This window comes from Paraburkholderia steynii (assembly GCF_900100565.1).
Lineage (GTDB): Bacteria > Pseudomonadota > Gammaproteobacteria > Burkholderiales > Burkholderiaceae > Paraburkholderia > Paraburkholderia terrae.
This window is the reverse complement of the sequence record NZ_FNDI01000051.1, coordinates 1-23415: the sequence shown is the minus strand read 5'-3', so window position 1 is coordinate 23415 and position 23415 is coordinate 1. Positions and strand designations below refer to the sequence as shown.

The 23415-nt window shown below is 64.8% G+C and carries 21 protein-coding genes; 7 read left to right on the top strand and 14 right to left on the bottom strand.

Features of this window, described 5'->3' with window-relative positions:
• Positions 1-103: 103 nt before the first annotated feature.
• A complete protein-coding gene (locus BLT65_RS43740; RefSeq protein WP_091790349.1) occupies positions 104-721 on the bottom strand; it encodes a DUF2889 domain-containing protein in 618 nt (205 codons plus the stop codon).
• A 296-nt stretch (positions 722-1017) separates the two neighbouring features.
• On the opposite strand from BLT65_RS43740, the gene BLT65_RS43735 reads away from it, so the two are divergent.
• The gene (locus tag BLT65_RS43735) at positions 1018-2229 is read left to right on the top strand and encodes a porin (protein WP_091790348.1); all 1212 of its coding nucleotides are present in this window, start codon (positions 1018-1020) and stop codon (positions 2227-2229) included.
• A gap of 112 nt (positions 2230-2341) precedes the next feature.
• Here the strand turns inward: BLT65_RS43735 and BLT65_RS43730 are convergent, their stop codons facing one another.
• The 3 genes from BLT65_RS43730 to BLT65_RS43720 form a co-directional block, all read right to left on the bottom strand.
• Positions 2342-3763, bottom strand: a complete 1422-nt coding sequence (locus BLT65_RS43730; RefSeq protein WP_091790347.1) for an aldehyde dehydrogenase family protein — start codon at positions 3761-3763, stop codon at positions 2342-2344.
• A gap of 22 nt (positions 3764-3785) precedes the next feature.
• Positions 3786-4697 carry a TauD/TfdA dioxygenase family protein gene (locus tag BLT65_RS43725; protein WP_091790346.1) on the bottom strand — a complete coding sequence of 304 codons (912 nt, stop codon included), beginning with the start codon at positions 4695-4697 and terminating at the stop codon, positions 3786-3788.
• Positions 4698-4975: 278 nt separating this feature from the next.
• Positions 4976-6283 (bottom strand): MFS transporter, encoded by a 1308-nt coding sequence (locus BLT65_RS43720; RefSeq protein ID WP_091790345.1) that lies wholly within the window; start codon positions 6281-6283, stop codon positions 4976-4978.
• Positions 6284-6632: 349 nt separating this feature from the next.
• On the opposite strand from BLT65_RS43720, the gene BLT65_RS43715 reads away from it, so the two are divergent.
• Positions 6633-8261 carry an electron transfer flavoprotein-ubiquinone oxidoreductase gene (locus tag BLT65_RS43715; RefSeq protein WP_425273213.1) on the top strand — a complete coding sequence of 543 codons (1629 nt, stop codon included), beginning with the start codon at positions 6633-6635 and terminating at the stop codon, positions 8259-8261.
• Between the two features lie 67 nt (positions 8262-8328).
• Here the strand turns inward: BLT65_RS43715 and BLT65_RS43710 are convergent, their stop codons facing one another.
• Both BLT65_RS43710 and BLT65_RS43705 read right to left on the bottom strand, forming a co-directional pair.
• Positions 8329-9645, bottom strand: a complete 1317-nt coding sequence (locus BLT65_RS43710) for an NYN domain-containing protein (RefSeq protein ID WP_091790343.1) — start codon at positions 9643-9645, stop codon at positions 8329-8331.
• Between the two features lie 87 nt (positions 9646-9732).
• Entirely contained in the window at positions 9733-10332 is a 600-nt protein-coding gene (locus BLT65_RS43705) for an isochorismatase family protein (protein WP_091790342.1), read from the bottom strand.
• 48 nt (positions 10333-10380) lie between these two features.
• On the opposite strand from BLT65_RS43705, the gene BLT65_RS43700 reads away from it, so the two are divergent.
• Positions 10381-10992, top strand: coding sequence for a TetR/AcrR family transcriptional regulator (locus tag BLT65_RS43700; RefSeq protein WP_042316463.1), 612 nt, complete (start codon positions 10381-10383; stop codon positions 10990-10992).
• A gap of 16 nt (positions 10993-11008) precedes the next feature.
• On the opposite strand, the gene clpP is transcribed toward BLT65_RS43700, so the two are convergent.
• Entirely contained in the window at positions 11009-11659 is a 651-nt protein-coding gene (gene clpP, locus BLT65_RS43695) for an ATP-dependent Clp endopeptidase proteolytic subunit ClpP (RefSeq protein WP_091790341.1), read from the bottom strand.
• A gap of 160 nt (positions 11660-11819) precedes the next feature.
• Here clpP and BLT65_RS43690 point away from each other — a divergent pair, with 160 nt between their 5' ends.
• Positions 11820-12776, top strand: a complete 957-nt coding sequence (locus tag BLT65_RS43690) for a sigma-70 family RNA polymerase sigma factor (RefSeq protein ID WP_091790340.1) — start codon at positions 11820-11822, stop codon at positions 12774-12776.
• Here the strand turns inward: BLT65_RS43690 and BLT65_RS43685 are convergent.
• From BLT65_RS43685 to BLT65_RS43675, 3 genes are all read right to left on the bottom strand, one after another.
• The gene (locus BLT65_RS43685; protein WP_042316475.1) at positions 12732-14006 is read right to left on the bottom strand and encodes an EAL domain-containing protein; all 1275 of its coding nucleotides are present in this window, start codon (positions 14004-14006) and stop codon (positions 12732-12734) included. The genes BLT65_RS43690 and BLT65_RS43685 overlap by 45 nt on opposite strands.
• Positions 14007-14298: 292 nt before the next feature.
• Complete coding sequence (mdtD, locus tag BLT65_RS43680; RefSeq protein WP_091790339.1) at positions 14299-15768, bottom strand: multidrug transporter subunit MdtD; 1470 nt, start codon at positions 15766-15768, stop codon at positions 14299-14301.
• 102 nt (positions 15769-15870) lie between these two features.
• Positions 15871-17283 (bottom strand): aminotransferase-like domain-containing protein, encoded by a 1413-nt coding sequence (locus BLT65_RS43675; protein ID WP_042316449.1) that lies wholly within the window; start codon positions 17281-17283, stop codon positions 15871-15873.
• A 206-nt stretch (positions 17284-17489) separates the two neighbouring features.
• On the opposite strand from BLT65_RS43675, the gene BLT65_RS43670 reads away from it, so the two are divergent.
• Entirely contained in the window at positions 17490-17801 is a 312-nt protein-coding gene (locus tag BLT65_RS43670; protein ID WP_091790338.1) for a DUF2917 domain-containing protein, read from the top strand.
• 16 nt (positions 17802-17817) lie between these two features.
• Here BLT65_RS43670 and BLT65_RS43665 read toward each other — a convergent pair whose 3' ends face one another.
• Entirely contained in the window at positions 17818-19062 is a 1245-nt protein-coding gene (locus tag BLT65_RS43665) for a citrate synthase family protein (RefSeq protein ID WP_091790337.1), read from the bottom strand.
• A gap of 118 nt (positions 19063-19180) precedes the next feature.
• Between BLT65_RS43665 and BLT65_RS43660 the strand changes: the two genes are divergently transcribed.
• Positions 19181-20575 carry a CoA transferase gene (locus BLT65_RS43660; RefSeq protein WP_091790336.1) on the top strand — a complete coding sequence of 465 codons (1395 nt, stop codon included), beginning with the start codon at positions 19181-19183 and terminating at the stop codon, positions 20573-20575.
• A 9-nt stretch (positions 20576-20584) separates the two neighbouring features.
• On the opposite strand, the gene BLT65_RS43655 is transcribed toward BLT65_RS43660, so the two are convergent.
• Positions 20585-21331, bottom strand: coding sequence for a GntR family transcriptional regulator (locus tag BLT65_RS43655; protein ID WP_035986207.1), 747 nt, complete (start codon positions 21329-21331; stop codon positions 20585-20587).
• Positions 21332-21497: 166 nt separating this feature from the next.
• Here BLT65_RS43655 and BLT65_RS43650 point away from each other — a divergent pair, with 166 nt between their 5' ends.
• Positions 21498-22343 carry an aldo/keto reductase gene (locus BLT65_RS43650; protein ID WP_091790362.1) on the top strand — a complete coding sequence of 282 codons (846 nt, stop codon included), beginning with the start codon at positions 21498-21500 and terminating at the stop codon, positions 22341-22343.
• A 32-nt stretch (positions 22344-22375) separates the two neighbouring features.
• Here the strand turns inward: BLT65_RS43650 and BLT65_RS43645 are convergent, their stop codons facing one another.
• Both BLT65_RS43645 and BLT65_RS47545 read right to left on the bottom strand, forming a co-directional pair.
• On the bottom strand, positions 22376-22843 hold the full coding sequence (locus BLT65_RS43645) for a hypothetical protein (RefSeq protein ID WP_091790335.1): 468 nt from the start codon (positions 22841-22843) through the stop codon (positions 22376-22378).
• 298 nt (positions 22844-23141) lie between these two features.
• A partial coding sequence (locus tag BLT65_RS47545; RefSeq protein WP_208545900.1) for a hypothetical protein occupies positions 23142-23415 on the bottom strand: 274 nt, incomplete at its 5' end.

The window sequence follows — 23415 nt, the reverse complement described above, 5'->3', positions numbered from 1 at the left end:
GCCGCCTCGGGGCGATACCGATAGGAGACCGTGCAGCGTTGCGGTAATGCACGATCCGCGTCTCCTATCTCAATAAAAATGCGCGAATGCTTGCGCGATGTCATTACACATCTGAAAGCGACCGTGCGACGATCGCCGACTTTTCTGCGTCGCTAGCGATAGCGGATTCGCCGTTGCCCGAAGCCTGATCCCGGCGTTTGCGCACGAAGCGCACGACTTCTCCGTCGGCGCGCCACGCATGGCAGGTATCGATCATCTGCGCGATGTGCGCGTCGGCGTCGCTGCCGCCGGGACGTATGCCCATTAGCGTCTGCAGCGCGGTGGTCGCAAGCGGGCCGAGCAGTTCCGTCAGATGCGTGCAGCCGTGCTTGCCACCGACACGCTCTTTCACCTGCTTCCTGAAACCGGCCGCGATTCGCACGCCCACGAGACTTTCATAGGCCGCGTTGATCTGCGCGCAGTACGGCGAAGGGCCCGTATCCGTCGATGCGCTTGCGCGCCGGATCAGGCCCTTCGCGTCGATGGTGAGCGTGATGCGCAGATCGTGGAGCGGCTCACCGGCGGGCACCTGCTTGTAGAGCAGATCAGCCGTGTCGGCCTTGATGTCCGTGAGGCGCGCCTCGATGTCGAACAGTCCGTCGCTGCGTTCGTAGCCGTTGCAGACGATGTGGCGCGTATGCAGCAGACGCCGGGTGGGTTTGCGCGTGGCTGAATCGTTCATGGCGGTTGGACTCCCGGCAAGTGGATAAAAAAGCGGAAGAAGGAAGACGACGCCTCAGCGTAGACGGTCGCGTCGCGCGGGCCGCCACCTCGTTCGGGTGGTGACGCGTCGGTCGGGGTATTCCCGTTCCCACTCGATTCGGGTGGGCAGCGCGCCTGCAGGCGCCTGCAACCATGAGCCAGCGACAAGCCATCGGACGAATCATCGTTTCGGTCTGCCAGGCAGGACGGCCGGCTTCGGCGCGATCGTGCAGAACCATGTCCGCGAAGTGCGGAGACAATATGAGGAGACAGTGCATGCGTTTCATCAGTAAAGGGGTGCTGGGTGCCACCCTGGCATTCGCCGCGGGCGGCGCAGCCGCGCAGTCGAGCGTCACGCTCTATGGCGTGGTCGACGTGTTCGGCCAGTACCTGAATAGCGGCGCGGGAACCAAAAGCGGGCCGGGGTCCGCCTACGTGCCCGGCTACCATTCGTTTTCCGAGCGCAGCGGCGGCTCGGCGGGCTCGCAGTTCGGACTGAAGGGCGTCGAAGATCTGGGCGGCGGGCTGAAGGCGGCGTTCACCGTCGAGAACGGCTTCAACGCCAACAATGGCACCTTCTTTGCGGATTCGACGTCGCTGTTCTACCGGCAGGCGTGGGTGGGGCTCAAGCACGACAACTACGGGCAACTGACGTTCGGCCGCCAGTATCAGCCGAGCTTCTGGGCCGTCTATCCAACCGATCCGTTTCGCGGAAACGAAGTGCTGTCGCCGATCGCGGCCGCCGATCTCGCGGGCGTGCGCGACCGCGCGACGCTCGCGACGCAGTACGTGTCGGGCCGCCAGAGCAACTCAGTCATGTATCAGTCGCCGGAGTTGTGGGGCGTGAAGCTTTACGCGATGTACGCGTTCCCGGTCACGGCATCGCAGCCGATCGCGTCGACGTCGGGCAACATGTTCGACATCGCGCTGACGTACCAGGGCGCCGGGCTCTATGCGGCGCTCGCGTACCAGTTCCAGCACGGCGGACAGGAGACGGTATCGCTCGGTCAGACGCCCGGCGGGCTGCCGCTGCCGGCGAGCACGTTCAACCTCGTGTCGACGGAGCATTACACGGGCGCGCTCGGCTACCGCTTCGGCATCGTCAATGTGCAGTTCAACTATGCGTACAACAAGGTCAAGACGCCTGCCAACAGCCAGATCGTCACGGTGCCGGGCGTCGGGCCGGTGGGCGCGCTGTCGTCGCTGGTGCATCCATCCAGCATCATGGAACTGGGCACGACGATCCAGGCGACATCCGCTGACGTGATCGAGGTCGCGGGCATCTATCGCAGTGTGCGCGGCGTGCAGGACAACACGCTCGGCATTCAGATCGGCGCGGATCATAGCTTGTCCAAGCGCACGAGCGTCTACATGCGCGCAGGCTACATGAAGAACAACGGCATCGCGAACATGAGCTGGCCGGGTGTCGCGGCAGCGGATGGATCGAAGCAGATTCTCGGCGTGGCGGGCATGACGCACCGCTTCTGACGTCAGCGTGACAGCCGGTCGATCCGTCGACCGGTTTGTCGCGTCGTAAAAAGCAAAAACGGGAGATGACGTATCAAGTCATCTCCCGTTCTGTTCTGGAGGTCCGCGCGGATTACGCCGTCACCGACTTGCACTCCAGAAATTCCTCAAGCCCTTCCGCGCCATACTCGCGCCCGTTGCCCGAACTCTTGTATCCACCGAACGGCACGGTGACGTCGAGCATCGCGCCGTTGATACGCACCGAGCCTGCGCGCAGTTTCGTGGCGACGCGCCGCGCGCGTTCCAGATTCCCTGAAGCGACATAGGCGGCGAGGCCATAGTCGCTGTCGTTGGCGATCGCGATCGCATCGGCTTCATCGTCATAAGGCAGCACGCACAGCACCGGGCCGAAGATTTCCTCGCGCGCGATCTTCATCTGATTGTGTACATCGGCGAACACGGTCGGCTTCGTGTAAAAGCCGCGTGCGAGGCCGGCCGGACGACCCGGACCACCCGCCACGATGCGCGCGCCTTCCTCGATGCCCATGCCGATCATGCGCTGCACCTTGTCGAACTGCGCGCGGTTCGCGAGCGGGCCCATCTTCGTTGCCTCGTTCGACGGATCGCCGACGGGAATCGCATTCGCGACAGCAGCGGCAATCGTCACCGCTTCTTCGTAACGCGCGCGCGGCACGAGCATGCGCGTCGGCGCGATGCACGTTTGCCCGGAGTTCGCCATGCATTGTGCGACGCCCGTGGTCACGGCGGCCTGCAGATCGGCGTCGTCGAGAATCAGCAATGGCGACTTGCCGCCCAGTTCCTGCGCGACGCGCTTGACGGTCGGCGCCGCGCTGATGGCTACTTCGACGCCCGCGCGCGTCGAACCCGTGATCGACACCATGTCGACATGCGGATGCGCCGACAACCGCGCGCCGACCTCGCGCCCTTCGCCGAAGATCATGTTGAACACGCCAGCGGGCGTGCCCGCGTCGTGCATGAGCTCGGCGAAGATCATTGCGTCGAGCGGCGCCAGTTCTGACGGCTTGAGCACCACCGTGCAGCCCGCCGCGAGCGCGGGCGCGACCTTCGCGACGATCTGGTTCAGCGGCCAGTTCCACGGCGTGATCAACGCGGCGACGCCGATCGCTTCGCGCCGCACCACGCTCTTGCCGCGCGTGCTTTCGAACTCGAAGTGGCGCAGCGTGTCGATGGTGGCCTGCAGGTGCGCGAGGCCGATGGGCGCCTGCAAGGTCTTGCACAGCGAGATCGGCGCGCCGATCTCCTCGCAGACCGCGTGCGCAATGTCGCCGAGCCGCTCGCGATAGCAGGCCGCGATCCGTTCGAGCAATTCGATACGCGTTTCGCGCGAGCTTTCCGACCATGCGGGAAACGCGGCGCGCGCAGCGGCGACGGCGTGATCCGCGTCGTGCGTAGAACCGAGCGTGAGCTGGCCGATCGTCGTTTCCAGCGACGGACTGACGATTTCCATCGCCTTGCCGCTTTTGGATGGCTCGACCCAGCGGCCATCGATATAGAACCTGTTGAGCGTCTTCATCTGTTGTTCTCCATGCGATGCTTCAAACCGGCCGATCGCCGACGACCGTCGCGCGCATCATGTGCCGCACGGCTGGGAAGTAGTCCTGCACTGCGTAGTGCTGGCACGAGCGGTTGTCCCAGAACGCGATCGTGTTCGCTTTCCAGCGCAGCCGCACCTGATACTCAGGCGCCTGCGCCTGGCGGAACAGATACTGCAGCAGTTCCATTTCCGCGAGCTTGAAGTCGAAGCCGAAGCGATAGCGCGGAACAGTGTGATGACCGTAGTTCACGATATGCGTCGTGAACGCCTCGTTCACGTAGAGGATCTTTTCGCCCGTCTCCGGGTGCGTGCGCACGACGGGGTGAATCGCTGGCGGAAATTTCTTGCGCATCTCGTCGTGCTGGTCTTCGGGCACTACGATGCCGAACAGCGGCAGAAACTCATGCGCGGCCTTCAGGTTCTGGACCAGCGATTTGACGTCGTCGGGCAGGTTTTCATAGGCCGCGACCATGTTGATCCACATCGTGTCGCCGCCTACTTCCGGGCATTGGATGCAGCGCAGGATTGAACCCATCGAAGGCACTTCGCGCCACGATACGTCGCTGTGATAGAGGTTCTCGCGGCCGCGCTTCGCATCGTTACGGCCGAGGATCACGAGCTCGGGATGATCGGGGTGATGCGGGAACGCCGGATGGATCTCCAGTTCGCCGAAGCGGCGCGCGAACGCCACGTGCTGCGCGGGCGTGATGTCCTGGTCGCGAAAGAAGATGACCTTGTGCTTCACCACGGCGCGGCGCAGCGCCGCGGAGGTTGCATCGTCGAGCGGCTCGCGCAGGTCGATGCCGCTGATTTCCGCGCCGATGGTGGGCGTGCATCGTTCGATTTCAAACGGCCAGTTTTCGCTGGCTGCTTCCGTTTGTGCCGGTCTGACGGCCTGCACGTTTGCGTTCATATGATGTCTCCTTGCTGGGTATCGGAAGCGGGCGGTAACGTGGATCGCACGCTGGTGATTCGGCGGGAAATTGTCAGCGGCGCGCGCGGACGACTGGTCGCCGTGTCGCGCTCGTTTCATCTCGCGTCGGCGTGAATCGCGCTTGTTCGCCGCATGGTTCGCCGGACATGACGATGTGAAAAACCGCGGCAGGCTTCATGAACGGTGAACGCCCGCCGCGTGCGACCGAGGCCCTCGAACGGGCAGTTTCGCGACGTCGCCACGCGGCGCCCATTGCATTACGCGGAAACGGGTTCGAGCTGACGGCTCAGCACGCGGTTCGAGCGCTCGGGGTGAAGCCAGCGCAACGCCGCGAGCGCTGCGACGAACAACAGCGCTGCGCCGATCATGAAGCCGTTCTCGTACGCGTGACTGTTCCCCGGGCCGGCACTCTGGACCATGCGCCCCATGACGGTCGGCGCGATCGCTGCGCCAAGGCTCGCGAGTGCCGTGTAGATCGCGACGACTGCGCCGCGCTGGCTTTCGGGCACGACTTCGGCGAGCAAGGCGGGCGCGAGCGGAAAGCAGAGCGTCGGCAGCGCGCCGGCGAGCGCGAACAGCAGTGTCTTGCCGACGGGCGGCAAATCGAGCGCCGAGACGGCGATGAACAGCGCGCCCGCCACCATCGCCATGACGCTCAGCAATTGCGCGCGCGCGACGCGTGTCGACGCGCCGCGCGCCAGCATCCGCTCGGACAGCCAGCTCAGGCCGATATTGACGGGCGACGCGACACCGATCACGACGGCGAACCAGCGTCCCGCGTCGATGCCGTCGAAGCCCAGTCCTTTTTCGAGGTAGCTCGGCAGCCAGGTCAGGTTCTGACCCAGCATCCAGTACGCGGAGAAGCCGAGCAGGAAGATCGACACGATGGACGGGTCGGTGAGGATGGTCCGGTAGGGAAGGCGGGCGGGCGCGCGGCTGTCCTCGTGCGTCGATCCGGACGCCGCCTGCGTATCCGCGTCGCGTTGCCCGCGTTCGCGCGACATATAGAGCCACGCGATGCTCCACACCAGACCGATCCCGCACAGCACGAAGAAATTCATCCGCCATCCCCATTTGCGCGTGACGAGCGGGATCAGCAGACCGGCGAGCAGCAGCCCGAGCGCGGCGCCCTGGCTGACGACGGCGATGGGCAGGCTGCGCTTGTGGTCGGGGAACCACTTGCAGATGGCGTGGACCGAGGTCGAGAACGCGGGGCCTTCGGCGGCGCCGAGTATCACGCGGCACACGAGGATCGCGAGCGCGCTGGTGGCGAGCGCCTGCGGCAGCTGGATCGCGGCCCAGCTCACGCCCATCGCGAGCAGCAGCCAGCGCGCCGGAATACGGTTGGAAGCGAAGCCGACGACGATCGTCGATACCGAGAAGAGCCAGAAGAAGCTGCCCGCGACCAGCCCGAATTCCGCTGGCGACAGATGCAGTTCGGCCATCATCGGCACGGCGACCATGCCGAGCACGACCTTGTCGAGGAAATTGACCGTGTAGAGACCGGCGAGCATGAGCGCCAGGGTCCAGGCCGCGCGCGGCGGCAGGGCGGTTGAATGGTTCATGAGCCACCCCGGACGCAGGTTTGCCAGATCAGCATGTTGTCTCCTTTATTCGTCGTGCGTGCCGGCGCGTCCAGGAAAGACGGCCGGCAGCGTATTGACGGCCACAGTACGGCGGCCGTCGCTCGGGCGGCACCACCCGAATCAGGTGGGATGCGAACCGCTGTGAGGGCGGGCTTTCGGGCGTTGGCTGGCGCAGATGAAGACGCATGCGGCGTCCACCCGAGCGGGGTGGTGTTCGGCTGGGGGCGCGTCCTTATCGTCCATCCATCCGGTAACAGCGATAGGGAGACGCGACGCAGTGTCGAACGAGACTCTTCTGAATGAAGCACTCGCGGGTCCGCGCGAGTCGATGGAATATGACGTGGTGATCGTCGGCGGCGGCCCGGCGGGGCTTGCCGCTGCAATCAGGCTCAAGCAGCGCGCCGTCGAGAAAGGCGTTGAGATCGGCGTCTGCGTGCTCGAAAAGGGTTCGGAGATCGGTGCGCACATTCTGTCGGGCGCGGTGATGGACCCGCGTGCGCTTTGTGAGCTAGTCCCCGACTGGAGAGACAAGGGCGCGCCCTTGAATGTCGAAGTGACGGAAGACCGCTTTTTGATTCTTTCCGAAACGGGCGCGAAGGCTGTGCCGAACTGGGCGCTGCCGGATAACTTCAAGAATCACGGCAATTATGTGATCAGTCTCGCGAACGTCACGCGCTGGCTCGGGCGGCAGGCCGAAGCGCTGGGTGTGGAGATTTTTCCGGGCTTTCCGGCCGCTGCGGTGCTTTACAACGAAGATGGCTCGGTTAAAGGCGTTGTGACGGGCAATCTCGGCATCGGCAAGGACGGCGAGCCGACCGAAAACTTCCAGCTCGGCATGGAACTGCACGCCAAGTACACGCTGTTCTGCGAAGGCGCGCGCGGACATCTAGGGCGCCAGCTGTCGGATAAGTTCAAGCTGCGCGATGGCGCCGATCCGCAGGTCTACGGCATCGGCATCAAGGAACTCTGGGAAATCGATCCGGCGAAGCACAAGCCGGGTCTGGTGATCCACACGGCCGGCTGGCCGCTCGATACGCAGACTTACGGCGGCTCGTTCCTGTATCACATCGACAATAACCAGGTGATGGTGGGCTTTGTCGTCGGGCTCGGCTATTCGAATCCGTATCTGTCGCCGTTCGAGGAGTTCCAGCGCTACAAGACGCACCCGTCGATTCGTGCATTCCTCGAAGGCGGCAAGCGTTTGTCGTACGGCGCTCGGGCGATTACGGCGGGCGGCCTGATGTCGCTGCCGAAGCTCGCCTTCCCGGGCGGCGCACTGGTTGGTGACGATGCGGGTTTCCTGAACGCGTCGCGGATCAAGGGTTCGCATGCCGCAATCAAGACAGGCATGCTCGCCGCCGACGCCGCGTTTGACGCCGTGCAGGCAGGCCGCCATAACGACGAACTGACGGCTTATACGGACTCGTTCAAGACTTCGTGGCTGCACACGGAGTTGCATAAAGCACGTAACTTCAAGCAGTGGATGAGCAAGGGCCTGTATCTCGGCACGTTGATGGTCGGCATCGAACAGAAGCTGCTGGGCGGCAACGTGCCGTGGACGCTGCATCACCAGCACTGGGATCACGAGATGCTGATACCGGCGTCGCAGTGCAAGCCGATCGAGTATCCGAAGCCGGATGGCAAGCTCACATTCGATCGTCTCTCGTCGGTGTTCATCTCGAACACGAATCACGAAGAGAATCAGCCGGCGCATCTCACGCTCAAGGACGCGAGCATTCCCATCAAGTTGAATCTGCAAACGTACGCCGGTCCTGAAGCGCGCTTCTGCCCGGCGGGTGTGTACGAGTTCATCAAAACGGAAGAAGGCGAAGACCGTCTGCAGATCAATGCGCAGAACTGCTTGCACTGCAAGACCTGCGATATCAAGGACCCGACGCAGAACATCGTGTGGGTGACGCCCGAAGGCGGCGGCGGTCCGAACTATCCGAACATGTGAAGCACGCTGCGTGGTCCGCAAAGCAAAACGCCGCTCGAATGAGCGGCGTTTTCACATGAGGCTTCACTTACTCCGCGTCGTTGGCCGACTCGGTCTTGCGCGGACGGCGGCTGCGCGTCGTCGATTTGCGCGAGGGTTTCTTCTTCGCTGCGGGTGCTTCCGTTGCGGGATGTTCCGCTTCGTGCGCAGGCGCGTGAGCTTCCAATACAGCGGCCTGTTCCGGCACATGCCGCGTATCCGCGGCCAGCGACGAATCCGTTTCGCCTTCGGCCGCTTCGACGCGTTCCGTCTTCTTCTTCGCTCTCTTTGCAGCGGGCTTGCGCGTGCCGCGTCCCTTGCGGCGTGTCTCGCCCTTGCCGTTGTCCGCATGACCGGTCGATACGGCAGGCGGCGCATCTTCGAGCGACTGATCAGCGGGCACATACTCTTCGACGTCAGCCGTGACAGTCGCTTCCTCCAGATCGACGATCTCGGCGGCAGCAGGCATGGCCGCCCATTCGTCGCCTGTCTCGCGCGGGCTTGCGACCTCGGCCGACGCAGCGACACCGGACGACCCGCTGCGATATACGAACGTGCCCGACTTCTCGTCGCGGCCCACTTCGAGCAGCCCGCGCGACTGCGCTTCTTCGAGCAGATTGCCGAATGCGCGGAAACCGTAGTACGTCTCGTTGAAATCGGGCTTGCGGCGCTTGATCGCGTTCTTCAGCACCGACGCCCAGATCTTGCCGCTATCGCCACGCTCCGACGCGAGCGCATCGAAGGTCTGCGCGGCGAGTTCGACCGCTTTCGTCTTGCGCGTTTCCAGGTCTTCCTTGCGCTTCTCGCCATCGGACGCGCGTTTCGTGGCCTGTTGCGCTGCCTGCTGCGCCGCCTTGACGCTGTCGCGCTTCGCAACGGCGCGCTGGCTCTCGCGAACGAGGTCGTCGTAGAAGATGAATTCGTCGCAGTTGGCCGTGAGCAGATCGGACGTCGAGCGCTGCACGCCGACGCCGATCACCTGTTTCGCGTTTTCACGCAGCTTCGACACGAGCGGCGAAAAATCCGAGTCGCCGCTGATGATGACGAACGTATTGACGTGCGACTTCGTATAGCAGAGGTCGAGTGCATCGACGACGAGGCGAATGTCTGCGGAATTCTTGCCAGACTGCCGCACGTGCGGAATTTCGATCAGCTCGAAGTTCGCTTCGTGCATCGCGGCCTTGAAGCCCTTGTAGCGGTCCCAGTCGCAGTACGCCTTCTTCACGACGATGCTGCCTTTGAGCAGCAGCCGTTCGAGCACGAGCTTGATGTCGAATTTTTCGTATTTCGCGTCGCGCACGCCGAGCGCGACATTCTCGAAATCACAGAACAGCGCCATGCTGACGGTATCCTGGGATGACGCCATATGCTTCTCCAATGAAGTGCAGGCTCGATCGTCTCACACAACGCGGTATCGATCGAGGTTTTGCACGACGATCGGCCTGCAACGCGCTCAGGCGCCGCCGAATGCCCCTGTTTCGGCAACCGCGCTGACGAATTCCTCTGTCGAGCGCACGAAGCCCATACGCGGAAAGATATGCTCGATGGGAAAGGCATGCGTTTCGCCGGACAGACCTGACATCGCGTCTTCGATGAAGATCAGCTCGTAGCCTTGGTCGAAGGCCGCGCGCGCCGTCGACTCGACCCCGAAGTTCGTCGCGATGCCTGTCAGCGCGATGGTGTTGATGTGACGGCGTCGCAATTGCTGTTCCAGATCGGTGCCGTAAAACGCGCCCCATTGACGCTTCGTCACCACGAGATCGCCGGCCTGCACATTGCACTCAGGCACGAGGTCCGACGCTTGCGGCGGCGGAGCAGGCGCATCGCGCGGACGCAGCGGCGCATCGGCGGGAAACGACAGCAGTTGCGCGACATCGACGCGCACGAACACGACCGTGCCGCCCGCTGCGCGCAGTGCATCGGCGGCGCGCACGGAACGCGCGACGACGTCGGCGGCGGAATGCGGCGCCAGTTGCCGGCCGACATTGCTGTGCTGCAGATCGATCAGCACGATGGCCGTGCTGCGCGGATCGATGGAAAGCGCTTGCGCCATATGTCACCTATATGTGAGGATGTCCTCATGTCATGATAAGCGATAAACATGAGTCTCGCCTCAGATAATCCAAAAGTGCGGCGCATTCCCCAGCAGGAGCGCGCGGCTAAGCGCGTCGATGCGCTGCTCGACGCCGCCGGCGACGTGATCGCGGAGCGCGGTTTCGACGCCGCGACGATGACGGCGATAGCCGAACGCGCGGGCGCGTCGATTGGTGCCGTCTATCAATACTTTCCGAACAAGGATGCGCTTGTTTTCGCGCTGCGCACGCGCTACGGCGACGAAATGGACGCGCAATGGAGCGCGCTGGGCGAAGCGGCGCACGAATGGAGCGTCGATGAGCTGGTCGAGCGGCTCTTCGCGCTGATGATCGACTTCATCGGTGCGCGGCCCGCGTATCTGCCGCTGCTGTCGGTGACGCTGAATTTCCGGCGCGACGCGGCGGCGCGCAACCGCTTGCGCGGCCGGTTCGCCGAACTGTTTCAGCGCTACAGCCCGGCGTTATCGGACGACGACGCGTTTCGCGTCGCCGAGGTCGCGCTGCAGGTCGTGAAAAGCCTGAATCCGCTGTACGCAGCCGCGAAGCCGAAAGATCGCAAGGCGCTGGTCGACGAGTACAGGCTGGTCGTTTCGTCGTATCTCGCCGCGCGCCTGCGTTGAGCGCGAGAAGAGAACGCTACATCGCGCTGTGCGCCGCTTCGGCAGCAGGCACGCGCGTCGTCAACACGTCATCGACGAGGCCATAGGCTCTCGCCGCATCCGCTGACATGAAGTTGTCACGATCCGTGTCCTTCTCGATCTGCGCGATGCTCTGGCCCGTTCTTTCCGCGAGCACGCTGTTCAGGCGCTCGCGCAGATACAGCACTTCCTTCGCCTGGATCTCGACGTCCGACGCCGTGCCCTGTCCGCCGCCCGAGGGCTGATGGATCATGATGCGCGCGTTCGGCAACGCAAAACGCTTGCCGGGCGCGCCCGCCGCGAGCAGGAACGTGCCCATGCTGGCCGCGAAGCCCGTGCAGAGCGTCGATACGTCGGGCTTGATGAACTGCATCGTGTCGAAAATCGCGAGGCCGTCGTAGACCGAGCCGCCCGGCGAGTTGATGTAAAAAGAAATATCCTTGTCAGGGTTCTCCGATTCGAGAAACAGCAACTGCGCGACGATCAGGCTCGCCGACTGGTCGTTGACGGGGCCGACCAGAAACACGATCCGCTCGCGCAGCAGGCGCGAATAGATGTCGTAGGCGCGCTCGCCGCGGCCCGATTGCTCGATGACGGTCGGCACGAAATTGAAGCCGGACGCGGAGGGTGAAGTGAAATGTCGATGCATGCGTTCCTCGCTGATGGACTGAAAAGGCCCGCACAAGGCGGGTTCCAGTCGCATGACGCGAACGCGCGGCACGGCGTGACAAAAGAATTTTTGCGTCGACGTGTCACATCGCGGGCGGCTGGCCCGTCAACCCGGAGACAACGCCACAGGAGCGGCTCGCATGGAAATGAACGGAGAGAAGTCGGCGGATTTCGAGGCGGCGCGCGCGAGGCTCTTCGCGCTCGCGTACCGGATGCTCGGCAGCCGCGCGGAAGCGGAAGACATCGTGCAGGACGCGTGGCTCAAATGGCATGCCGCCGACGCGAGCGAACTGCGATCGTCGGCCGCATGGCTCACGACGATCACGACACACCTCGCGATCGACCGGCTGCGTCATCTGCGGATCGAACGCACGACGCGGTCGGGCGGCTGGATGCCGGAACCGTGGATCGAGAGCCTCGCGCCGTCGGCGGAAGACCTCGCGTTGCAGGCCGTGCAGATGTCGTATGGCGTGATGCTGCTGCTCGAACGGCTGAAGCCCGAGGAGCGCGCTGCATTCGTGCTGCATGAGGCATTCGATTGCGACTACGCGGAGATCGCGAAGATTCTCGCGAAGACGCCCGCGAATTGCCGGCAGATGGTGCATCGCGCGCGGGCGCGTTTGCAGCGCGAAGGCGTGCCGGCGAAGCGCGCCGATCCCGCCGCGCACGCACGCATTGTCGAGCGCTTGCGGGCGGCGATGGAAGCGCAGGATCGCGCGGGACTCGTGCGGCTCTTCTGCGAGGTGCCGAGCGTGATGAGCGATGCGCCCGAAACGGTCGATGCCGTCGCGACGGCCGAACAGGCGGCGACCGCGCTGTCAATGCGCAGCCGTGGTGACCAGATGGAGACGGTGACGATGAACGGCATGAGTGCCGTGGCATTGATGCGCGACGGCGAAATCGACGCGCTGCTCGACATTTCGATTGGCGAGGACGAGCGCATCGTCGCGTTGCGCATCGTGACGGGCGCGCTGCGGCTGGCGAGCGCGACGCGCGTGTTCGGGCGCGCGGCCGTCCTGCAACTGCTGCGGCCCGTCAGCCGCAAGGCCGCGTCAATTACGATGCGCGGCCACTTCCCAGTTGATATCGACGCATAGCACCTGCATGCCGCGCGCGGTTTCCGCCGCGATCGATGCCGTCACGCACAGGTGCGCCTCGTTGATCGACAGATAGGGCGGCGTCAGATGCACCTGGCCGGGCGCGCGCACGGCCTGGATGAAATACGGACGACGTTCCCAGCTCGCGCCTTCCGAATGCAACAGCGGCCGGAAGCGTTTCGCGCGCTGCGACGCGCGGCCTTGCGGCAGCACGTTGTCGCCGATCTGGCGGCCCGAGCCGTCGAGCAGGAAGCAGCGCGCCGTTTCGCGCAGTTCGAGCAGCGGCGCGGTCGCCTCGGCCATCGGCTGGCCTTCGACGAGCTGCGCGCTCGCGGCTTCCAGCGCCGTCACGAACGGTGCGAGCCGTTCGGATTGCGCGCGCTCGCGTGCGGCCACGCGTTCACGCAGCGCCGCCGACAGCCTGTCCATCAGACTCACCGTCGCCTGACGCGCGACGGGCTCGACGCTCGGTGCGGCGAAGAACGTGCCTTGCACGAAATCGACATTGCATTCGAGCGCGATCAGCGCGTCGCGCTCGGTCGTGAGGCCGCCCATCAGCACCAGTTGCCCCGATTCATGCAGCATCGACACGATGCCGGGCAGTACGCGCTCGATATGCGAATGCTCGCTGGCCTGCGCGAGGATGCAGCGGTCGAGCGTGACGATGTCGGGCCGCAGATTCCACACGCGGTCGATGTTCGAATGCTTCGCGCCGAAGCCGTCTAGCGCGATCAGGAAGCCGGACTTGCGCAGCGCGTCGATGATTTCAGCGAAGCGCGTCGTTTCGCCGCCCGCCTGCTCGGACACTTCGAGCACCACGCGCTGCGGCGGCAGACCGAGCGACTTGAGACCCGCGAGCAGCGCGTCGCCGTAGCTCGTGTCCATCAGCGCGGCGGGATGCAGGCTCAGGAAGAGCCATTCGTCGTGACTGTCGAACGCGTTGAAGTTGCCCAGATGCAGCGATTCGGCGAGCCGCCCGAGTTCCAGCAGATCGCCGCGCCGCGCGGCCTGGGTGAAGACTTCGGCCGACGGCACCTGCTTTTCGTTCTCGTCGTGCGCGCGCAGCGACGCGTGATAGCCGATCGCGCGACGGTGCGACACTGAGAAAACCGGCTGGAATACGCTGAAAACCGTGTAGCCGCCATACCGGACGGTGCGGCGGGAGCCTTCGTCGCCCGCTACGGGGCGCGGAGGCTGGAAGCCGGGAGGATCGAGTTCGATCATGCTCATCGTGTCGGTCATCGGTTGAGATGTGAGGCGGGTCGCGCGAAACGCGCGAAAGATTCAAGTTTACAGGATAGGGCAGCAAGAAACATGCGCATGGCCATGCGCTGCGGCTTGAGTGCCGCGCCACGCGGATTGCGCTGTGTTTTGCGCCGTTCCCTCCGCTGTTGCGTCGATTTTGCGCCGGGACGGCCGGTGCTGTCATGCGCGCAGTGAGCGAAGCGCACATCGATGGTGCGGCGCGCGCCCCGTTAAGGTTCCGTCCATGCCGCATGGCGAGCGCGGTATGTCACATGCGTCACGTGCGTTCTTGCGGATCGGCGCGCCTCACGGGCTGCCGGATATCGGCCGACAGCTGCGCGAAGATCCACGACGTCGCCGCCGTGATCAGGCCGACACACAGGAAAGTGGCGTGAAAGGCGGGCAGCGAGTTGGCCGCCGTGACGCGCGGCATGAGGCCCGTGAATGTGGTCAGCAACGCGCCCGCGACGGTGACGCCGAGGCTCATCGCGAGCATCTGCACGAGCGAGAACAGGCTGTTGCCGCTGCTCGCGCCGCCCGTGCCGAGGTCTTTCAGCGTCAGCGTGTTCATCGCGGTGAACTGCATCGAGTTGACGCCGCCGAAGATGGCGAGCTGCACGAGGCGCAGCCACAGCGGCTGATGCTCGCTCGTCAGCGAGAAGCTCGCCATCGCGAGGCCGACCAGCACCGTGTTCGACACGAGCACGCGCCGGTAGCCGTACTTCATGATGAGCCGCGTGACGAGGCGCTTCGACGACATGCCCGCCGCGGCGACGGGCAGCATCATCAGGCCGGCTTCGAACGCGCTGTAGCCGAGGCTCACCTGCAGCAGCAGCGGAATCAGATACGGCATCGCGCCGCTGCCGATACGCGCGAACAGGTTGCCGAGCAGGCCGACGCTGAACGTGTGGATCTTGAACAGATCGAGCGAGAAGATCGGGTTGGCCGCGCGCGTCGCATGCAATCCGTAGGCAACGAAACAGCCTAGCGAAAGGATCAGCAGCATCAGCATGGTCGCGTGCTGGATCGAAAATTCGGTTTGTCCATCGAGTGCCATCGAAATCGACACCATGCCGACGATCAGCAGCACATAGCCTTTGATATCGAACTTCGCGGTATCGGGGTTGCGGCTGTCGGGCATGAAGATGAACGTCGCGATCACGCCGGCGATGCCAACGGGCACGTTGATCAGAAAGATCCAGTGCCACGATGCGATCTTGACGAGCCAGCCGCCGAGCGTCGGGCCGATCAGCGGACCGATCAGCCCTGGAATTGCAACAAACGACAGCGCGGGCAAATAGCGTTCGGCGGGAAACACGCGCAGCACGGCAAGGCGGCCTACGGGCAGCAGCATTGCGCCGCCCACGCCCTGCAGCACGCGATAAGCGACCAGCTGCGTGAGCGTTTGCGCATTCGCGCACAGCAGCGAGCCGATCGTGAAGACAAGGATCGCGCTCATGAAAACGCGCCGCGTGCCGAGCTTGTCGGCGAGCCAGCCTGATACCGGGATCATCACGGCCATCGTCAGCGAGTACGCGATCACGACTGATTGCATGCGCAACGGCAATTCGCCGAGGCTTTTTGCCATCGCGGGAAGCGCGGTGTTGACGATCGTCGAATCGAGCGTCTGCATGAAGAAGCCCGTCGCGACGATCCACAGCATCACGGTCAACGAGCGGGCAGTCGGCGCGGTGGTCGCGGTGCGGTCGCTCGCGGCGGGCGATGCGGATTCGGTCGATTCGGACATGAAGGCAGGGCGGCTGGGCGGGGAGCTCACATTCTAAGGAAAAAGCGTGACGGACGGCACCGCCGCCGGCATGGGCAGCGATCGTCGCGCCCGACGTCTACGCTAAGGCTTCAACTGCACCGCCGCCTCAAAAAACGCCCGCGCACGCGGATCGTTCGCAAACGCGGCGTTGACGCGTATCCACGGGCTCGGCTCCGCATTCGGCCGGAAGTAGCTCCCGGGCGCCACCGTCACGCCGAGCGGCACGCCGCATTCGACGAGCCGCTCGGCATCCTCGACATGTGGCACGCGCGCCCACACGAACTTGCCGCCCAGTGGATTCTCGAACACCTGCCAGCCGCTCATTTCGAGCGTTTGCACGGTCGCGCCGAGCGCATCGCGCATGCGCCGCCGCAATCTTTCGAGATGCTTGCGATACATCCCGCGTTCGAGCAACGCGACGGTCACGGCTTCCGCAAAGCGCGAACCGCCGATGCTCGTCAGCATCTTGATGTCGGCGAGATCCTTGATGGTCGCGTGATCCGCGATCACATAGCCGATGCGCAGCGACGACGACAGGGTCTTCGACAGCCCGCCGATGTAGATCACGTGTTCGAGCTGATCGAGCGTGGCGAGGCGGTCGGTGGGTTCGGTCTGGAAGTCGGCGTAGATATCGTCTTCGATGATCTTGAAGTTGTGTTCGCGCGCGAGTTGCAGCAGGCGGAACGCGATGGGCGGCGCGATCGTCGTGCCTGTCGGGTTGTGAAACACCGAGTTGATGAAGAAGAGCTTCGGCCGATGCTGCTGCAACTGCGCTTGCATCGCGTCGAGGTCGGGGCCCGTGCGCGTGCGCGGAATGCCGACGAGGTGTACGCCATGCAGCTTCAGCAGGCCGTTGAAGTTGTAGTAGCCCGGGTCCTCGACGAAGATCGTGTCGCCGGGCTTCAGCAGGTAGCGCATCAGCAGGTCCATCGCCTGGCTCGCGCCGAACGTGATCAGGATCTGCGACGCCTCCGCTTCGATGCCGAGCTGCTCGATGCGTCCTTGCAGAAGCTCGCGCAGGGTCGCGTTACCGAGCGGCGTCGCGTAATCGATCATGCTCGCGCCGTCGGTGCGCGACACGTGGCGGATCGCCTGCGCGAGGCTATCCATGTCGCGCCATGCTTCGGGAATGAAGCCGCTGCCGAGCTTCAGCGATTCGCCGGGATGATTGAACTGTTGCAGGATGTGGGTCGATTCGTCTTCGGCGCGGCGCGGGTCGGACGCACCCTGACAACTCATCGCGGCGCGGTGCCGTTCGGCCACGTAAAAGCCGGAGCCCGGCCGCGAATCGAGATAACCGAGCGACACGAGCCGGTCGTAAGCCTCGATCACGGGGAAGCGGCTGATGTCGTTGTCAGTGGCGAACTGGCGGATCGACGGCAGCTTCGCGCCGGGATGCGCGGTGCGCGAGCGTATCCAGTCCTGTACGCCGCTGACGATCTGCTCGGTGAGCGGCACGCCGTTTTCGCGGTTCAGTTCAATGTCGAGCTTCATGGCTTGCCTTCCTCAGCGCCTTCTTCGCGCTTCTTTCGAGCGCTTCGCCAGCCGTCCGTCACGGTCTGTCATGGTCGAAGCGCCGACAACTGTCAGGTTTTCTGGCTGTACAGTTCTTTTGAAACTGTTCAGCACTGTGCATGTGACAGTCATCATCGCACGACAATAATGGATGCAAGCGAAAAAGCACTTCAAGGAGCACAGCGATGCGTGAAATCCGTACTTTCGAACTCGATCACAGCGAGCCGGCAAGCGCCTGGCGGGCTGCGCAGCCGCTTGCCGTGAACGTGCTGGCAGGCGAACTCTGGCTGACCGTCGAAGGCGACGCCGAGGATTACTGGCTCGCAGCGGGCGAGTCGTTCGAACTGAAGCGCGGCGCCGTCGCGTGGCTGAGCGCGGGGCAGGACGGTGTGCGGCTCTCGCTGACGGTGACTGGCGGCGTGGGCGACACGGTGAAAGTCGAGCGGCGGCGCGCGCCGCGCTGGACGTGGATGCCGCGCTGGCTGCTCACGGCCTGAAGCGCGGGGCCATGAATCAGTCCACTTCGTACGCGCCGATGTACCTGGCGCGCGGACGGATCAGCCGGCCGTCGCTGGTCTGCTCCATCGCGTGCGCGATCCAGCCCGTCACGCGGCCTACCGCGAAGAGCGTGAAAGCCGCGCCGGCGGGCAGGCCGAGCACCCGTTCGATGGCCGCGAGCGCGTAGTCGACGGTCGGCTCGGCGCCTGTCGTGTCGCGCACGACGCGCGCGAGCCGCTGCACGTCGGCGAACGGCGAGCGGGCAGGCGCGCATCCATCGAGTAGTTCCAGCAGCAGACGGGCACGCGGATCGCCGTCCGGATACAGCGGATGTCCGAACCCGGAGATCACGGGCCCCGGCGCGCTTTGCTCGTGCTGGGCGAGCCGCGTGGCCAGATAGCGGTCGAGATCAGCGGCGCGCGCCGCTTCGTCGAACAACGCGGCGACACGCGCAGTTTCCCCGCCATGCCTCGGTCCCGATAACGCAGCAAGCCCGCCCACGACGGAGCCGAACAGATGCGTGCCCGTCGACGTGATACACCGCACCGTGAAGGTCGACGCATTCAGCTCGTGATCCGCGCACGCGACGAGCGCGGCACGCAGCAGATTGATCTGCGCGCGGCTGCGCACGCCCCACGCGCTGGCGAGCTGCCTATGCAGCGGTTCGTTCGACGGCGCAGCCGAAATCATTGCACCCGCCATCAGCCGGATCAGCGCGCAGGCATTGTCGAGCTGCGCGTCGCGGCCGAGCGCCCAGACACGCGGCATCTGCGCGGCGGCGGCAGGCAGCAGCACGAGTGCGCGATCGAGCGGCGCGCTGTCACTCCACAGCTTGAGCCAAGCCGACCATTGCGCGGCGCCAAGCGGCGCGGCGGGTGCATCGGCGATGCGCCGCGCGCTGCATTCCCACAGCAAGGCCGCCACTTCCTCCAATGTCGCCGTGCGCGCGAGTTCGATCGCATCGCGGCCGCGATACAGCAGCTTGCCGTCCGCGATCAGCGTGATCGACGATTCGAGCACGGGCACGCCCCAATCCAGCACCTTTTGCGCGACTTTGCCCGCGCGCTTGCCATCTTCCTTGCGGCGCGCGAGGCGGCGCACTTCGTCCGCGTCGTAGCGCCGACGCTTGCTGTTCGCGTCCGGCGCCGAGCGCAGCATGCCGCGGCTTACGTAGGCGTAGAGCGTCGTGACGCTGATGCCGAGCATCGAGGCGGCTTCGTCGGCGGACAAATAGCGTGGGGCGGACATCGCGTTGGACATATCGGCGCGGGAAAGCCAAAGAAATGAATATATATTGATTATATGAATCAAGATTGATCATGGCGAGGCGTAAAACTAGACTGGGTCACGTCTTTCATCTTCAGGAAGCCCGTCCATCATGACGCCCCAGCTCGCTCTCGATCATCTTTGGTCCGTTGCCGGTTGCGATCCGGCCTTGCTCGACTATGTGTCGATTGACGGCAACGATCCGGCGTTGCCCTCCGTGTTTCGTGTCGGGACGCTCGCGAGCGCATCGATTGCGGCGCTGGCGCTTGCCGCCGCCGAGTGCTTCAGGCTGCGCACGGGTCGTATGCAACATGCCGACGTGAGCGTGCGGCGCGCGTTGATCGCGTTTCGCAGCGAACGCTATCTGCGCGTGAACGATGGCTTGCCAGCGGAACTGCGCCATCCCGTCACCGGTTTCTACGCAACGCGCGACGGCCGCTGGATCCAGTTGCACACGAACTTTCCGCATCATCTGCAGGGCGTGTTGAAGGTGCTCGGCTGCGACGGCGATCCTGGCGCGGTCGCCGAGGCGATTCGCGGCTGGGACGGCGCGCAGCTCGATCAGACGCTCGCCGACGCTGGCCTGTGCGCCGCGCTGATCCGCTCGCCGCGCGAATGGGCGGCGCTCGATCAGGCGAAGGCGATTGCGAATCTGCCGCTGTTCGAGATCGAGCGGATTGGCGATGCGCCGGCCGAAGCGCCTGGAAGGGGTGACGCGACCAGGCCGCTGTCAGGCACGCGCGTGCTCGATCTGTCGCGGATCATCGCGGGTCCCGTCGCGGGGCGCGCGCTCGCGCAACATGGCGCCGACGTGCTGCTGATCAACGGACCGCATCTGCCGAACATCGCGCCGCTCGTCATCGACAACGGGCGCGGCAAGCGCTCCGCGACACTCGATCTACGCGAGGCCAAGGCGCGCGAGCAATTGCAGGCGCTGGCCGCGCAAGCGGATGTGTTCATGCAGGCTTATCGCCCGGGCTCGCTTGCCGCGCGTGGCTTCGATCCCGAAACGCTGGCACGATTGAGGCCCGGTATCGTCTGCGTGTCGATTTCGGCGTATGGGCACGCGGGGCCGTGGGCGACGCGGCGCGGTTTCGACAGCCTCGTGCAGTCGGCAAGCGGCATCGCGCACACGGAGAGCCGCGCGGCGGGCGTCGACGGCCCGAAGCATCTGCCCTGTCAGGCGCTCGATCACGCGACCGGCTATCTCGCCGCATTCGGCGCGATGGTTGCGCTGGCGCGGCGCGCGCAGGAGGGCGGCAGCTGGCATGTGCGGCTGTCGCTGGCGCAGACGGGCCGCTGGCTGCAATCGATGGGACAAATCGAAGCGGGCTGGCGCGTGCCCGATGTCAAGTACGACGACGTGCAGGACGGTCTGCACGAAGTCAATTCTCCGTTTGGCCGCGTGCGGGCGGCGGCGCCCGCCGAGCGGATGTCGGAGACACCCGCGTTCTACGCGAGGCCGCCCGTGCCCATCGGCTCCGACGCGCCGCGCTGGGAGGACTGAACCTCGCGCCTACTTGCGCAGTTCGGCGACGAAGTCGTAGTAGTCGTTGCGGCAGTAGGTGTCGGTGAGTTCGATCGCGCGCTGGTCGGCCGTGTAGCCGACGCGCGTGATCAGCAGCAGTGCGTCGTTCGGCGCGATGCTCATCTGCTGCGCGATCTCGTCGCTCGCGTTGACCGCGCGAAAATGCTGCAACGCGCGCACGATCGTCAAGCCGCGCTGTTCAAGATAGGTGTACAGCGAATCGCCGATGGCCTGCGGGTCGGGAATGACAGAAGCGGGGAACGTCGAATTTTCGACGGCCATCACGATGCCGTCCGCGAGACGCAGGCGGCGCAACCGCGTGACGGCAGCAGCGGGCGACAGCCCGAGCTGGATCACTTCATCGCGATTGGCGGGCACGATCTCGCGCGACAGCCATTGCGAACTTGGCGTAAAGCCGCGCCGACGCAGCATTTCGCTGAAGCTCGACAAACGCGACAGCGGATCTTCATAGCGCGGCGTGATGAAACTGCCCGCGCCCTGCGAGCGGCGAATCAAGCCCTGTTCGACCAGCAGCGCGATCGCCTTGCGTGCCGTGATGCGCGACACGCCGAGCGCATCCGACAGCACGCGCTCCGATGGCAGCGCTTCGCCTGCGTTCCAGCGGTTCTCGTGGATCGCACTGCCGAGCTTGCGGGCGAGCTGAAGATACAGCGGCGTATCGTTTTCCGGGTCCGGGCGCAGATCGCGCCAACGGTCTTCCGAGGCTGGGTTCATGTGACGGACGCAAGTAGGGCAAGCGGCAATTCTATGTCATCGGCGCCCCGCGTTATAGCGGGGTTTTGCCGGGACGCCGATGCGCGTCGCGACGAAGCGCTACACTCGTCGCGTTGGCCGCTGCGACGCGGCGCTTCTTCACGACATCATCTGCGAGGACGCAATCATGACGAAGGACATCGCCAGCGTGACGCTGCCCGACGGCGAACCCATTCCGAAACTCGGGCAGGGCACGTGGGAGATGGGCGAGCATCCGTCGCGCCGCAAGGCCGAAATCGAGGCGCTGCGCGGCGGTATCGAACTCGGCATGACGCTGATCGACACGGCGGAAATGTACGGCGAAGGCGCGACGGAATCGCTATTGGGCGAAGCGTTGCAGGGCCTGCGCGATGACGTGTTTCTGGTCAGCAAGGTCTATCCGCACAACGCGAGCAAACGCGGCGTGCAGCATGCATGCGAACAGTCGTTGAAGCGCTTGAAGACGGATTGCATCGATCTGTATCTGCTGCACTGGCGCGGCTCGGTGCCGCTCGAAGAGACGGTCGCGGGCTTCGAGGCGCTGCGCCGCGACGGCAAGATACGCCACTGGGGCGTGAGCAATTTCGATGTCGACGATATGGAAGAACTGGTCAGTGTGCCGCATGGCGATGCATGCGCGACGAACCAGATTCTCTACAACATCGCGCGGCGCGGGCCGGAGTTCGATCTGCTGCCGTGGCTCGCGGGCCGCAAGATGCCCGCGATGGCGTACAGCCCCGTCGATCATGCGCGTCTGCCGAAGCGCTCGCCGCTCGACGATATCGCCAGCAGGCATGGTGTATCGGCGTTTCAGGTCGCGCTGGCGTGGGTGCTGCGGCAGCCCGATGTGTTCGCGATTCCTAAGTCAGGGCGCATCGAGCACGTGCGCGACAATCGCCGCGCGCTCGACCTGCAGCTTTCCGCCGATGACCTCGCCGCTATCGATGCGCACTTTCGTCCGCCGCGCAGCAAGCGGCCGCTCGAGATGCTGTGAGCATGCGGCGCTTGTGCTGTTTTACCGGCTGATCAGTAGCACGCGTGATGCATATGCACGGAGCCGAGCACGGCGACTTCGGCGGGTGTGCGCTTGAGCGAATCCGCGCCGACCTGGCTCGCGTCCTGCACGAATTCGTCGACGAGCGTCGAGACGGGCACGTCGCGCAGACACAATGACACGCGCTGCGTTTCCTTCGCCGCAAGCGACGTGCGCTGGCTGAGGAACAGTACGCCGTACTGGTAGCCGTGGATGATGCCGCGGATTGCACCGACACACTGGCCGTGCGCGACGTTATCGGATTTCTGCTGGCAGGATTGCGCGAGCGACCACGCGGAGAAGGTGGGATCGACGGGAGGGGCGGCCTGGGTTTGCGCGGCGGTTTGCGTTGTGTTTTGCGCTGCATTTTGCGCATACGCTAGCGATGCGCCAGCCATCAACGAAGCCAGCAGCAAGCCCGAAGCGATGCGTGCAACGGGGCGGGGGAAGTGTCGTTGCATGTAGAAGGCCTCATATCGAACGTTGAATAGATATGAGGCGAGCAGGGCGGTTTGGTTCCGATGCGTTTTTCCCGACTGCTTTGCCGGACCGCTCTTGTTGTTTCTGCCGTGAACTCAGCTATGTGTCGGCTCGTGTCGCCGAAGCCTTGCCGGCAATACCGTCGACGGCGTTCCCGGCCCCGGCGGTGACGTTCGACCGGGGGATCGGAACGTCACCGCCAACGCCGGCCAGGAAGCGTCTGCGCGCTGCGTGATGGTCGTCGTATAGGGACGGCGCGGGGGCGCCGTCCGTGCGATCTCAGTGTCCGTTGCCGCCACCGTGACCGCCGCCGCCTGAACCTGAGCCACCGCCGTAGCCGCCTCCTTTGCCGAAACCGCCGCCGAAGCCGCCGCTGCCGAAACCACCGCTGCCGAAACCACCGCCGAAGCCGCCACCAGGGCCGCCGGCGCTGCCGCCACCGCCACAGCCGCAACCGGCGCTACCGCCGCCGTTACCACCACCGCCGCCGTTGCCGCCGGCGCCGTTGCCGCCACCGGCGTTACCGCCACCGCCACCGCCACCGCCACCGCCG

Bases quoted from the DNA above. Each gene is read 5' to 3' on its own strand.
- BLT65_RS43740 (WP_091790349.1), bottom strand. From the start codon at position 721: ATGAACGATTCAGCCACGCGCAAACCCACCCGGCGTCTGCTGCATACG.
- BLT65_RS43735 (WP_091790348.1), top strand. From the start codon at position 1,018: ATGCGTTTCATCAGTAAAGGGGTGCTGGGTGCCACCCTGGCATTCGCC.
- BLT65_RS43730 (WP_091790347.1), bottom strand. From the start codon at position 3,763: ATGAAGACGCTCAACAGGTTCTATATCGATGGCCGCTGGGTCGAGCCA.
- BLT65_RS43725 (WP_091790346.1), bottom strand. From the start codon at position 4,697: ATGAACGCAAACGTGCAGGCCGTCAGACCGGCACAAACGGAAGCAGCC.
- BLT65_RS43720 (WP_091790345.1), bottom strand. From the start codon at position 6,283: ATGAACCATTCAACCGCCCTGCCGCCGCGCGCGGCCTGGACCCTGGCG.
- BLT65_RS43715 (WP_425273213.1), top strand. From the start codon at position 6,633: ATGGAATATGACGTGGTGATCGTCGGCGGCGGCCCGGCGGGGCTTGCC.
- BLT65_RS43710 (WP_091790343.1), bottom strand. From the start codon at position 9,645: ATGGCGTCATCCCAGGATACCGTCAGCATGGCGCTGTTCTGTGATTTC.
- BLT65_RS43705 (WP_091790342.1), bottom strand. From the start codon at position 10,332: ATGGCGCAAGCGCTTTCCATCGATCCGCGCAGCACGGCCATCGTGCTG.
- BLT65_RS43700 (WP_042316463.1), top strand. From the start codon at position 10,381: ATGAGTCTCGCCTCAGATAATCCAAAAGTGCGGCGCATTCCCCAGCAG.
- clpP (WP_091790341.1), bottom strand. From the start codon at position 11,659: ATGCATCGACATTTCACTTCACCCTCCGCGTCCGGCTTCAATTTCGTG.
- BLT65_RS43690 (WP_091790340.1), top strand. From the start codon at position 11,820: ATGGAAATGAACGGAGAGAAGTCGGCGGATTTCGAGGCGGCGCGCGCG.
- BLT65_RS43685 (WP_042316475.1), bottom strand. From the start codon at position 14,006: ATGAGCATGATCGAACTCGATCCTCCCGGCTTCCAGCCTCCGCGCCCC.
- mdtD (WP_091790339.1), bottom strand. From the start codon at position 15,768: ATGTCCGAATCGACCGAATCCGCATCGCCCGCCGCGAGCGACCGCACC.
- BLT65_RS43675 (WP_042316449.1), bottom strand. From the start codon at position 17,283: ATGAAGCTCGACATTGAACTGAACCGCGAAAACGGCGTGCCGCTCACC.
- BLT65_RS43670 (WP_091790338.1), top strand. From the start codon at position 17,490: ATGCGTGAAATCCGTACTTTCGAACTCGATCACAGCGAGCCGGCAAGC.
- BLT65_RS43665 (WP_091790337.1), bottom strand. From the start codon at position 19,062: ATGTCCAACGCGATGTCCGCCCCACGCTATTTGTCCGCCGACGAAGCC.
- BLT65_RS43660 (WP_091790336.1), top strand. From the start codon at position 19,181: ATGACGCCCCAGCTCGCTCTCGATCATCTTTGGTCCGTTGCCGGTTGC.
- BLT65_RS43655 (WP_035986207.1), bottom strand. From the start codon at position 21,331: ATGAACCCAGCCTCGGAAGACCGTTGGCGCGATCTGCGCCCGGACCCG.
- BLT65_RS43650 (WP_091790362.1), top strand. From the start codon at position 21,498: ATGACGAAGGACATCGCCAGCGTGACGCTGCCCGACGGCGAACCCATT.
- BLT65_RS43645 (WP_091790335.1), bottom strand. From the start codon at position 22,843: ATGCAACGACACTTCCCCCGCCCCGTTGCACGCATCGCTTCGGGCTTG.